Source organism: Peribacillus sp. NPDC058075 (genome assembly GCF_042885195.1).
GTDB lineage: Bacteria > Bacillota > Bacilli > Bacillales > DSM-1321 > Peribacillus.
In genome coordinates, this window is the sequence record NZ_JBHVSL010000002.1 from 1 (window position 1) to 12,107 (window position 12,107).

The following is a 12,107-nucleotide window of genomic DNA, read 5'->3' on the forward strand; positions in this document are numbered from 1 at the left end:
TGTTTGACTTGCTCATTTGCTTTTTTGATAGTGTGTGCTCACTTAAAATTTAACGTTGGCGCTTTGTTTTGTTCAGTTTTCAAAGAGCAATTTATTGTCGTTTCTCTCAGAAGCGACCTCTATAATGTAACACATTCTGTCACGTTTCGTCAACAACTTTTTTTAAAATGTTTTTCACAGCTTGTTAGCTGTTTAAGTTGCTGTCTTAGCGACAAGAAATAATATACCATGTACTAAAAATGTTTGCAATACGTTTTTTAAAACTTTTTCAAAAAAAAAACGTTTCACCTATTTTCTTCTATATATTCTTTATACAACTCACCCTTATCCCTGCTTTCTGGGCCAAGCTCACGGTTTATGAATAAACGAAGCATATTTCCAAAGAAACACAAATAGTCATATATAGATATCTTTTTCCATGAGGTGAAGCAATGAATCTACCATTAATCGGATTACTCATTTCTTACAGTATGACCCTTTACTTATTCAGTACCGCTTATTACGAAGCCATCAAGTTCAGCAGAGAAAAAGGCAAGGTGAATGGCACGACGTTTTTATTCAGCTTTACTTTCGCTTTGGTTTTCACAAGGATCACCTATTTGTTTCACCCCTATTAAATAAAAGCAGTAAGTCGGGAGACTTACTGCTTTTATACGGAAACTTGCGCTTCTCCATGTGCCTTGCTTTTCTTCTCATCTTTTAAGAACATCATCAAACCACCCAATATGATGGTGCCTCCCAGGACCTGGGTCCAGAGTATCGGTTCATCTAATATGAAGTAAGCCAGAATTGTCGCTCCCACCGGTTCAAGTAAGATTCCCATCGAAAGCGTCGAAGTGCTTAACCACTTTAGTGACCAATTGAATAAAGAATGCCCTAATAAAGTCGGGAAAATCGCAAGCAAAATGAAATAGACCCAATCGGAAGCAGGATAAGGTGCTAATGCCTCTCCCTTGAAGATCACATATAAAAACAATGCGGCAGCACTGATTGCATACACGACAAATGTATATGTTATAGAAGAGATGCGTTTTCGGACATTTTGACCAAACAGTAAATAACCGGTTACCAGCGCACATGCGATAAGCGAAAGAATATCTCCCCAAAGCGCCATACCGCTAATTCTCAAATCACCCCAGCTAATGACGAGGCTGCCTGCTATCGCAATGATGCCGCTCAATATTGCCTTCATTGAAAATCTTTCTTTAAAAAACAGGTAAGCTCCTGCAAAAGCGAATAAGGGCTGGAGGGTGACAAGCACAGTTGAACTCGCAACCGATGTGTAATTAAGCGATTCAAACCATAAAATAAAATGAAAAGCCAAAAACACTCCTGCCGCAATCGAATACAGCCAATCCTTTTTTTCAATGAATTTAAGTTCATGACGGTATTTCATCAAGAAAACCGGCAACATAAGTAGGACGGTAAATAATAAACGATAAAAAGCGATAACACCCGATGGAGCGGTCGCCAATTTAACAAGGATGGCCGAAAACGATACGGATGCCACACCGATCGCCAACGCTACATAGGGATTGACTTTTGGCATTTGCACTCAAATTCCTCCATTCAAACAGAATTACATTTCATTGAACTCTATTCTACTATGTTAAAATCATTAGGGTAGTTTTTTTTGAAAAGCGGGTATATGGCAACAGACGATCTTATTCTTCGATAATAATTCGGAAGTGGTGAAACAAAGTGGAATGGACATTCGACCCTCAATCGGAACTTCAAATCCTTATCAAATTGGGCATTTCAGCTCTCCTTGGACTAATTATCGGACTCGAGCGAGAAATGAAACGAAAACCCGTAGGATTAAAAACAAGCCTGGTCATTTCTATCGTGAGTTGTTTATTAACGATCGTTTCCATGGAATCTGCTTATAAGTTCCCGGGGAGCGATGACGTAAATATCACGATGGACCCCTTACGTCTAGCGGCCCAAATCGTTTCTGGCGTAGGCTTTATCGGCGCTGGTGTCATTCTCCGGCGGGACAACAACAGCATATCCGGTTTAACGACCGCCGCCATCATCTGGGGAGCAGCAGGGATCGGTATCGCCGTTGGAGCTGGATTTTTCCTCGAGGCCATAGCGGGCGTCATCCTATTGATCATAAGTGTCGAATTGGTGCCCGCAATCGTCACCTGGCTCGGACCGATGAAGCTACGGCAAAAAGAAATCTTTCTGCAGCTGGTCGTACAAAATAAAGATGACATTGCCCTCGTACTGAAAAAAATAAAAGACGAAAAAATATTCATCAAAAACCTTAGAATCAAAGATGTCGCAAATGACAACCATCTCTTGACACTTAAAGTTCTGGTCGATCATAAAGTCAGAACATCGGAAGTGTACTACACCGTTTCCAACCTTAAGGAGATTGAAAGGGTAGAGATTGAAAATGCATAATAGAAAACCCGTTTGACTACACTCAAACGGGTTTTTTATCATTTTTGCAAAAATCTCATATTTTATATTGACTTTTCACCAAAATCCGATAAAATAATTATTGTACCTCAATTCGGGGCATTAGCTCAGCTGGGAGAGCGCTACGCTGGCAGCGTAGAGGTCAGCGGTTCGATCCCGCTATGCTCCATACTTAGAAACCCTTGTGTAGCAAGGGTTTTTTCTTTGGCTTTTTAAAAAACAAACGTACAGATCACACTTTGTTCAAAAACGTCATTAGTTCCTTTCAAGAATTAAAAGTATGAACCAATTTGCGAAAAAATCATCTCGAAGAAGTTAAAGAATCCTCATTAACAAAGTACCTACCTCCTTTAAGGAGGTAGGTACTTTCAATTTTTTTCAATAAACGCTTCGAAATAGCTTATAGTGTGCAATTATTAATCAACTAACAATCCTTCAGGACAATCTATGAAAAAGATGAGATAAGCTGTCCTAGTCTTCGAATTCCCTTGAATATGTCTTTCTCATTGGCATAACTGAACGAAAGCCGGAGAAACTCGGATCCATCGTTTTGATCCAAGAAAAAGTATTTTCCTGGAACATATGAAACACCCTCAGCCAGAGCCTGTGATAATAAATGCGACGTATCCACACCTGGAATTCTCACCCAAACAAAGTAACCACCATCTGGTACATACCATGAAACGGATTCTGGAAGAAATTGTTCCATCGAACGGATTAACGCATTACATTTAGAACGATACACATCTTTTAGTAGGTCAAGCCGTTTATCAAAATCGTTGTTTTCTAAGTATACAGCCATTGTACTTTGAGCAAATGGATGGTCTAAATCTTTTTTAAACCACTCTAAAGCCTTAATGAATTCACTTTCTCCTGCTATCCATCCAATCCGCATTCCTGGCGCAACAACCTTGGATAAGGATCCAACGTGGAGGACCCGCCCGCGTTCATCCATAGATTTTATTGGCACCGGATTTTTATCGAAGGATAATTCACCGTACGCATCATCCTCTAGAATGAGAAAATCAAACTCGATGGAGAGCTCCAATAAATGCTTCCGGCGCTCAATTGTCATAGTCGTGCCAGTTGGATTTTGATAGCTTGGGATAGTATAAAGAAAACGCGGGAGCGTCTGACCTGTACGTTTCCTTTCATCCAGCATTTCTTTTAATCGGTATGTTTGAAGCCCCTCTTTATCTATAGGTATACTGATAATCTGCTTCGTATAGTTTTGAAAAATCTCTAGAGCCTCCATATAGGTGGGAGACTCCACCGCTACGACCGCTTTATCATCAAGGAGAATCCGGGCAATGAGGTCAATTCCTTGGCAAGCTCCTGATGTAATCAAAAGCTGTTCTTCCAAAGTGTAAATTCCACGCTCTGCCAATCTTTTCTGGATTCGCTGCTTCAGTTTTGCAATTCGTGGACTTCCAAGGTAATGGAGCGGCAAATCCTGCTCCTCATCAAGAAGTTTTACAACAGCTGCCTTGAGTTCCCCAGCGGGAACGAGCGAAGGATCAGGATAGCCTGAACTCAAGCGAATACAACCATCCGGCAGATCTGGCATCCATGCACCGGGCGGGTCATTCTTAAGTGCCGTTTTAATGTTTTGAGAAAAAAAAGATTCAACATTCACTTCAACCATACACCTCCCCGTCAATCAAATCTTAATTGATACTCGTGATTTTTGAAGATAGCTGCTTATTTACGATACAAATCAAAAATTCCCGCAGGTAGTCATCCATCTTATGTAAAAATAACCTACTATTAATTTTAAGCTTTCTTCCGGTGGGAGACAACAATCCCTCTCTTTATATTTTACAAATTCCGGAGTCCCTCTTACACAGAACTCGCTTGACCGCTAGCTTTTTTCTTTTAACTATGCGGTTTAGTCTATCAGTATCTCTAGAACTGATAGAAAATAAAATTCCGAAAAAATAAAGAAAGGCAGATCGTCCGCCTTCCTTCACTTTTCATTCAACTCATTCCATTTCTTAACCATACGCTTCGGTGCCGCATGTAAATAGGCTTCTTGAATTAGATGGGTCAATTCATCCCAGTCTTCCCTATCCGGATTTTGAATGGAAACCCAACCGTGACGTCCTATATATGGGGTTTTGAAAAAATTCTCTTTCTGTAGCAATAATTCTTGAGTTTCTCGATCTGACTTGAACGACAAGCTGAATCCTTTCTCACTTTCACCTGAAATCACGAAGGATTTCCCATTGATTTTAAAAGTATTGTGACCGAATCCGTCAATATGTTCAACAGCTTCGGGCAGCGCAAGACAGATATTACGTACATTTTCAAGCATGCCTGCCGTGTCTTGGGATTTCATGTTTTAATTCACCTATTATCCACTCTATTTTGCATTCACATCGGGTTGATGAATTCCAAAAGTATTGCCTTCGGTATCAATATAGTATCCTTGCCAAGCCATTCCGGGCAGGGCAAATTTGGGCATTGCGGCCTTGCCGCCATTCTCAATGATTTTAGCTTCCGTTAAATCGTAATCTTCCACTCCCATGGTACAAGCAAATGCATTTAATGCTTGGTGCGTTTCCGGCGGAGCACTACGACGCTGCATCAAGGCACCATCGATCCCAAGTTCATTCTCATTGCCAGTTACTGCTCCAAAGTAAGGCATTCCTGCATAATCACTCCAATCTTGAAATGACCATCCGAATACCTCTCCGTAAAACTTCTTTGCCCGTTCCATGTCATTCACATGAATTTCGAAATGAACGATTCTTCCCATGATTCCCTCCTAAGTACATATGAATTAACCATTCCTTACATTATTCAATCTGTGTTCGCTACCCATTTAATATTATAATTTAAATGGAAATAAATTCAAAGAGATTGGAGCTTTATCACACAATAACCCGGGAAACGCTTTTCTATTATTTTGTATACCAAATATTTGCGAAACTATGAGTATATTTTTGTGAAAGTTTGACGAGACTGCTAGTAAATAATTCTAGGAGGTTATCAAAATGTTTAGATTCGGGAAGAGAAAACCGCGGAGCAAGGTAGGTAAATTAATCGATAAGCACGGATATACACAAGAGGAGTTTGTAAGTGCGTCAGGAATCTCACGCAATACGATAAGCAGAGTTTGCAGCGACCCCAAGTATGTACCGTCAGCCGGGGTTTTAAAGAAAATCATGAAGGCGGTTCGGAGTATAGATGCAGGCGCAAAGGCAGATGACTACTTTGATTTGTGAACAAAAAGGCCCTAGCTTATGGCCGGAGCTAAATGTATTATTCAATTCTTGTTCAAACTCTCCTATTGCCTGCATCCACTGCCATTTTCAATACTTTCGAAATCCCTTCATTCCAACTGCCCCCAGCTTTTCAAACTTATTTCCTTAGAGTTCCGCGGAAGAGATTATTAGGTGAAAGTTCATATGAGAGCAACAGCATCCCCTGAATGAAAATCCCCCACTTCCATTAGGAGCGGGGGATTTTCATCTATCTCGGATAATATGCTTATAGCTTGCGGCTCTTTTGTCGCTTTTAGACAAGCCCTGCAGGGATTTCAATAATTAGGGCTTGTTATCACTGAAAGACAAAGGGATATGTATTCCGTCTCAGCTATTTTCGACTAACCATTTTCTTTATGAACTGAACCACAGGTGACACAATGGATTCATGTACATTCGTAAGGGCATAACCGATCAGCCCCATTATTATCAGGGCCATTATTAATCCTATTATCAATCCTGATGTTTCTCTAAGTTCTTCAAGTACAGCATCTATCATTCCTTAACCTCCCCGGCTTGCCGATGCGACTTAATTACGGTTTTACATCTATTTTACTTTTGTCATTTTTCGTTTTTTCTTGGGCCTTGCCCATTCTGTTAAATAAGGTTCATTATAACGCATTGGATGATTATGGTCGAGATGCCACTTTTAAACGTATTTATTGCTGTCATTCACATCATTGCTTACTAATAAAGGCTCTGCCTCTAGCGTTTCTCTTTACATTAAAATATAAACCTTCGTTTCATCTGAACATACAAGAAACAATGTAAACCTTTTCATTTGTCCAAAACCGACAAACAAATGACAGAATTATTGTTTTTTTGGAACATTGAGAATATTGTCGAAAAACCGTAAGCTTAATTTATTGAAATACATCTTCTTAGGGGGTGCGCTTTATATGGAAGCCATTACAAGGGACTTTTTCTTATTTTTATCTAAAAATAATCTGCTTAATAATATTGCTAAAAAAAGCGGAGGAAATTTTGCTGCTGGAAAGATCATTGGGGGAACTGATTTCCAAAGTTCCATTAAATTCATTAAACAACTTAATAATAGCGGCTTGTCGGTTACAGTCGACCATCTTGGGGAATTCGTTGATTCGAAGGAAGTGACCCTGGAACGTACGGCAGAATGCATCGAAACCATCGAAATGATCAGCAGGGAAAAACTTGACTCACAGGTTTCTCTGAAGATGACTTCTTTGGGACTTGATATCGATCATAAACTCGTGATTGAGAATATGACGAAAATTCTTGATACAGCCGAAAAACATAAGGTCATGGTCACGATCGATATGGAAGATGAAGTTCGCTGTCAGGCAACAATCGATATCTTTAGGCAATTCAAAGAAAAATACAGCTGCATAAGTACTGTTCTACAAGCATATTTATTCCGCACAGAGAAAGATTTGGAGGACCTTGCCCAGTATAAGCCATTCCTGCGTCTCGTAAAGGGTGCCTACAAGGAATCTCCCGAGGTGGCTTTTCCCGAAAAGGATGATGTAGACGAAAACTATAAAAAGTTGATTAAGCAAAGTCTTCTTAACGGAAATTACACGGCCATTGCCTCACATGATGATAAAATCATCGAATATACGAAAGAGCTGGCTAAGAAACATGACATCCCAAATACACAATTCGAATTCCAAATGCTTTATGGCATGAGAAACAAAACTCAATACGAATTGGTTAAGCAAGGTTACAAAATGCGCGTCTATGTACCATATGGTCTGGATTGGTATGGATACTTCATGAGAAGGCTTGCAGAAAGGCCATCCAATATTGCCTTTGCCTTCAAAGGGATGGTCAGAAGCTAAATATACATTCAACATTATTAATTGCTACAAAAAATCTATTAAAAGGTGTGATGATCAATGATTTCATATAAACACGAACCATTTGTCGATTTTACAAACGAGGAAAACAAAAAAGCGTATCAGGAAGCGCTTCAAACTGTTGAAGGCTACTTAGGGCAAGACTACCCTCTTTATATCGGGGCAGAGCAAGTGACGACTGAGGAGAAAATCGTTTCATATAACCCTGCAGATAAGCAAGAGGTCATCGGCCGCGTATCGAAAGCGAACAGGGATCTTGCTGAAAAAGCCATGCAGGAAGCTGTTACCGCTTTTGAAAGCTGGAAAAAAGTGAAGCCGGAAATCCGCGCTGACGTTTTGTTCAAAGCGGCTGCCATCATTCGCAGACGCAAACATGAATTCTCTGCGTTATTGACGAAAGAAGCGGGAAAACCTTGGAATGAGGCTGATGCGGATACAGCGGAAGCGATCGACTTCCTTGAATTCTATGCTCGTCAAATGCTTACGCTTAAAGATGGTGTGCCTGTTCAAAGCCGTCCGGGAGAATTTAACCGCTATGATTATATTCCATTAGGGGTAGGCATCATCATTTCTCCTTGGAACTTCCCATTTGCGATCATGGCAGGTACAGCTGTTGCCGCTATCGTCACTGGTAACACAATCCTGTTGAAACCAGCTTCTACAACTCCTATCGTTGCTGCGAAATTCGTTGAAGTGATGCTTGAAGCAGGCCTACCAGCAGGTGTGTTGAATTTCGTTCCAGGAAGCGGAGCCGAAGTCGGCGACTACCTGGTCGATCATCCAAAAACACGTTTCATTTCCTTCACAGGTTCACGTGATGTAGGACTGCGCATTTACAAACGTGCTTCAGAAGTGAACGAAGGCCAAATTTGGCTGAAGCGTGTCATTGCTGAAATGGGCGGCAAAGATACAATCGTTGTCGACAAAGAGGCAGATCTTGAATTGGCCGCTCAATCGATCGTGAAATCTGCATTTGGCTTCTCTGGACAAAAATGTTCTGCTTGTTCACGTGCTGTCATCGTAGAAGATGTATACGATCAAGTATTAGATCGGGCTGTTGAATTAACAAAACAACTTACAGTTGGCAATCCTGTAGAAAATCATTTCATGGGTCCAGTTATCGATCAAGCTGCTTTTGACAAAATCATGAGCTATATTGAAATCGGGAACCAAGAAGGACGCATTCTGACTGGAGGAGAAGGAGATAGCTCTACAGGCTACTTCGTTCAGCCGACAATCGTTGCTGATGTCGATCCTCAAGCCCGCTTGATGCAAGAAGAAATCTTCGGACCAGTCGTTGCCTTCTCAAAAGCCAAGGACTTTAACGAAGCACTTGAGATTGCCAATAACACTGAATATGGTTTGACTGGGGCTGTCATTACGACAAATCGCCTTAATATGGAAAAGGCACGCGAAGAATTCCATGTCGGGAACTTGTATTTCAACCGCGGCTGTACTGGTGCAATCGTAGGTTATCAGCCATTCGGCGGGTTCAACATGTCAGGAACTGATTCCAAGGCAGGCGGACCGGACTACTTGCAGCTTCATATGCAAGCAAAAACAACATCCGAAACATTCTGATAATGTTCTATTGAGCAATTTGGAAGATGATTTGAAACCCCTATGGTTTCCGTATCCTCCATTCTGGATACGGAAACCAAAATGAAGTTAAATGGAGGAAGTGACAAATAGGTTGCTTCCTCTTTTAAAACAAAAAATTATATATTTCATCACGAAGGGAGTCTTTTATGGATTACGCATTAATAATTTCCATCAGCATTTACATGGCTGGCATGCTTCTCATCGGTTACTTCGCTTACAAAAGGACTTCCAATTTAAATGATTATATGCTGGGCGACCGGGGTCTTGGACCTGCTGTCACTGCATTAAGCGCCGGTGCCGCGGATATGAGCGGTTGGCTTTTAATGGGTATGCCTGGTGCCATGTTCGCAACAGGACTAAGTTCAATCTGGATTGTAATCGGTCTCACATTAGGAGCCTATATGAACTGGCTGTATGTTGCACCTAGATTGAGGACCTATACGGAAGTCGCCAATAACTCGATTACGATCCCCGCTTTCTTGGAAAATCGTTTTGGCGAGGGCTCACAGATCTTAAGGCTCATTTCGGCTTTGGTTATCCTCGTTTTCTTTACCTTTTACGTTTCTTCCGGAATGGTATCCGGCGGAGTCTTATTCCAAAGTACATTTGGCCTTGATTACCATACAGGCCTATGGATCTTAACAGGCGTCACCGTTGCCTATACATTATTCGGTGGATTCCTGGCAGTGAGCTGGACAGACTTTGTTCAAGGGATCATCATGGTTGTCGCCTTGGTTCTTGTACCGATCGTCACCCTTTTCCATGTTGGCGGTTTCGGTCCTGCGATTGACACGCCACGTTCCATTGATCCTGCTCTATTGAATATTTTCACGGGGACGAGCTTTTTAGGAGTCATCTCATTATTTGCTTGGGGATTGGGTTATTTCGGACAGCCGCATATCATTGTCCGCTTTATGGCCATCAGTTCTATTAAAGAGATCAAAAAAGCCCGTACTATCGGGATGGGTTGGATGATTTTCTCCAGTGTCGGTGCCATGCTGACTGGATTCATCGGTATCACGTATTTCCATCAGAACAACCTGAAGTTAGCTGATCCTGAAACGATTTTCATAGAGTTAGGGGAAATACTATTCCACCCGCTTATCACTGGTTTCTTGATTTCCGCAATACTGGCAGCAATCATGAGCACGATTTCTTCACAGTTGTTGGTTACGGCCAGCTCATTAACGGAGGATATGTACAAAACTTTCTTCCGTCGTTCCGCTTCAGATAAAGAGCTTGTTTTCCTGGGCAGACTTTCCGTACTGACCATATCCGTCATAGCGCTCATTCTCTCTTGGGAACAGAATGACACGATCCTTGGACTTGTCGGGTATGCATGGGCTGGATTCGGATCTTCATTCGGTCCATTGGTCATACTAAGCCTCTGCTGGAAACGAATGACAAAATGGGGCGCTTTAGCAGGGATGATCGTTGGTGCCGGGACTGTAATTTTCTGGTCGATGGCAGGATTATCCGATACGCTTTATGAAATGATTCCTGGTTTTGGCGCAAGCTTGATTGCCATCATCCTGGTCAGTCTTCTAACAGCGAAACCATCAAAAGAAGTAGAAGCGAAATTCGAAGAATTCGAAAAAACTTTAAAACAATAATAAAACCCCTAAAAGGAACGGTATTTTTTCATATACCGTTCCTTCTTTGTTCTTCTCCCCCCTATACACATCATTACTTTAAAAGTATTATTAAACTTAGTTGTCATATACTTCAAAAAATAACAGGGGGCCATATATGTCATTAGAAAAAATCCTAACTCTCACAAACATCAACGATATAACGGATATGGTCAGCACTTATTTAAAAAAACCAGTCGTCATCGAAAATGACCAATTTTTATTGCTGGCATATAGTTCATATTATATCGAACACTTCGACCAAGCCAATCGGCAAACCATCTTCACAAAGCATTGGCCGATTCCAATTCTGGAAAAATTCATGGATGAGGGCATTGTCGAACAGCTTAAAACCGTAGAGCATCCATTTAGGGTCAAGCAAATCGAGGAAATCGGATTAAATCAAAGAGTCGTTGTGAGCGCCGTTCACAAAGGACAAGTCTTCGGATTCATTTGGGTCCAGGAAACGGAAATGATGACTGATTCCGATTTGGAATTTTTACATGAAGTTTCCCATCATATCGGCAAGCTCCTTTATCAGAAAAAACAGATAAACATGAAAAAAGATGAAGAAAAAAATGAGTTTTATCAAAAGGTCATTGACGAAGTCTATCAAACCGAAAACCAAATAAAATGGGAAGCCGCCAATATGAGTCTTCTCATTCCGGAAACTTTCCTTGTTAATGTCTTTACCATCGCTCAATCCGATGCGGAACATTTCGATGAATTAACGGACACAGTCAGTCTATTTGCCAATGCATTGAATCATTTCACCCATGTATTCACAAACCAATTGAAGATCATCGTCTTGATTGGCAGCAACGGAAAAGGGAAAGACCTGCTTACCGATAGCGCCAATGATTTAACGAACACCGTTCTTTCCCAATTCAATGACAAAAAGGTATTCCCGGGAATCGGAAATGAGTATTCTTCGATTCTTCAATTAAGAAAATCCTATCTCGAAGCCCTGGAAGTGATCAACGCAGCCAAGTTCATCGGTGAACCTGAACAGTTTCCCTTCCAATATAGCAAGCTTGGGATTTTCCGTTACCTCGAAATGATCTCCAACCATCATGCTAAAACGAATTATATCAATACGGATTTAGAGATTCTTCAAAAGAAGGACCAGGAAAGCCAGACCAAACTCCTTCAAACTCTGGAAATATATCTGTTGAACAATTGCCGGATCAAACCGACAGCTGAACAGCTATACATTCATACCAACACATTGAAATATAGATTGAATCAAATAACCGATCTCACCTCAATCGATTTTGATGACTTTCATTCGAGAATGCAACTATACATCGATTTACAGCTTATAAAGCAGAGATCATAAACAGAGG

The 12,107-nt window shown here is 41.0% G+C and carries 12 protein-coding genes and 1 tRNA gene; 8 read left to right on the top strand and 5 right to left on the bottom strand.

Features of this window, described 5'->3' with window-relative positions:
• The first annotated feature begins 431 nt into the window (after positions 1-431).
• Positions 432-617 (top strand): hypothetical protein, encoded by a 186-nt coding sequence (locus ACFVS1_RS17695; protein ID WP_101223533.1) that lies wholly within the window; start codon positions 432-434, stop codon positions 615-617.
• Between the two features lie 32 nt (positions 618-649).
• On the opposite strand, the gene ACFVS1_RS17700 is transcribed toward ACFVS1_RS17695, so the two are convergent.
• Positions 650-1,549 (bottom strand): DMT family transporter, encoded by a 900-nt coding sequence (locus ACFVS1_RS17700; protein ID WP_387550119.1) that lies wholly within the window; start codon positions 1,547-1,549, stop codon positions 650-652.
• Between the two features lie 152 nt (positions 1,550-1,701).
• Between ACFVS1_RS17700 and ACFVS1_RS17705 the strand changes: the two genes are divergently transcribed.
• Both ACFVS1_RS17705 and ACFVS1_RS17710 read left to right on the top strand, forming a co-directional pair.
• Complete coding sequence (locus ACFVS1_RS17705) at positions 1,702-2,409, top strand: MgtC/SapB family protein (protein WP_352926340.1); 708 nt, start codon at positions 1,702-1,704, stop codon at positions 2,407-2,409.
• A gap of 114 nt (positions 2,410-2,523) precedes the next feature.
• Positions 2,524-2,596: transfer RNA gene (locus ACFVS1_RS17710), tRNA-Ala, on the top strand.
• Positions 2,597-2,872: 276 nt separating this feature from the next.
• On the opposite strand, the gene ACFVS1_RS17715 is transcribed toward ACFVS1_RS17710, so the two are convergent.
• The 3 genes from ACFVS1_RS17715 to ACFVS1_RS17725 form a co-directional block, all read right to left on the bottom strand.
• Positions 2,873-4,063, bottom strand: coding sequence for an aminotransferase-like domain-containing protein (locus tag ACFVS1_RS17715; protein ID WP_387549462.1), 1,191 nt, complete (start codon positions 4,061-4,063; stop codon positions 2,873-2,875).
• A 330-nt stretch (positions 4,064-4,393) separates the two neighbouring features.
• Positions 4,394-4,765, bottom strand: a complete 372-nt coding sequence (locus ACFVS1_RS17720) for an MmcQ/YjbR family DNA-binding protein (protein ID WP_387549464.1) — start codon at positions 4,763-4,765, stop codon at positions 4,394-4,396.
• A 24-nt stretch (positions 4,766-4,789) separates the two neighbouring features.
• Entirely contained in the window at positions 4,790-5,185 is a 396-nt protein-coding gene (locus tag ACFVS1_RS17725; protein ID WP_352926347.1) for a VOC family protein, read from the bottom strand.
• 238 nt (positions 5,186-5,423) lie between these two features.
• Here ACFVS1_RS17725 and ACFVS1_RS17730 point away from each other — a divergent pair, with 238 nt between their 5' ends.
• A complete protein-coding gene (locus ACFVS1_RS17730) occupies positions 5,424-5,654 on the top strand; it encodes a helix-turn-helix domain-containing protein (RefSeq protein WP_134782497.1) in 231 nt (76 codons plus the stop codon).
• Between the two features lie 370 nt (positions 5,655-6,024).
• Here the strand turns inward: ACFVS1_RS17730 and ACFVS1_RS17735 are convergent, their stop codons facing one another.
• On the bottom strand, positions 6,025-6,192 hold the full coding sequence (locus ACFVS1_RS17735) for a hypothetical protein (RefSeq protein WP_352926350.1): 168 nt from the start codon (positions 6,190-6,192) through the stop codon (positions 6,025-6,027).
• A gap of 400 nt (positions 6,193-6,592) precedes the next feature.
• Between ACFVS1_RS17735 and ACFVS1_RS17740 the strand changes: the two genes are divergently transcribed.
• The 4 genes from ACFVS1_RS17740 (at position 6,593) to ACFVS1_RS17755 (ending at position 12,100) form a co-directional block, all read left to right on the top strand.
• Positions 6,593-7,510 (top strand): proline dehydrogenase family protein, encoded by a 918-nt coding sequence (locus ACFVS1_RS17740; protein WP_352926352.1) that lies wholly within the window; start codon positions 6,593-6,595, stop codon positions 7,508-7,510.
• Positions 7,511-7,567: 57 nt separating this feature from the next.
• Positions 7,568-9,109, top strand: coding sequence for an L-glutamate gamma-semialdehyde dehydrogenase (pruA, locus tag ACFVS1_RS17745; RefSeq protein WP_352926354.1), 1,542 nt, complete (start codon positions 7,568-7,570; stop codon positions 9,107-9,109).
• Positions 9,110-9,276: 167 nt separating this feature from the next.
• Complete coding sequence (gene putP / locus ACFVS1_RS17750; RefSeq protein WP_387549468.1) at positions 9,277-10,743, top strand: sodium/proline symporter PutP; 1,467 nt, start codon at positions 9,277-9,279, stop codon at positions 10,741-10,743.
• A 136-nt stretch (positions 10,744-10,879) separates the two neighbouring features.
• Positions 10,880-12,100: a PucR family transcriptional regulator gene (locus ACFVS1_RS17755; RefSeq protein ID WP_387549470.1), complete on the top strand. Its 1,221-nt coding sequence runs from the start codon at positions 10,880-10,882 to the stop codon at positions 12,098-12,100.
• The last annotated feature ends 7 nt before the right edge of the window (positions 12,101-12,107 follow it).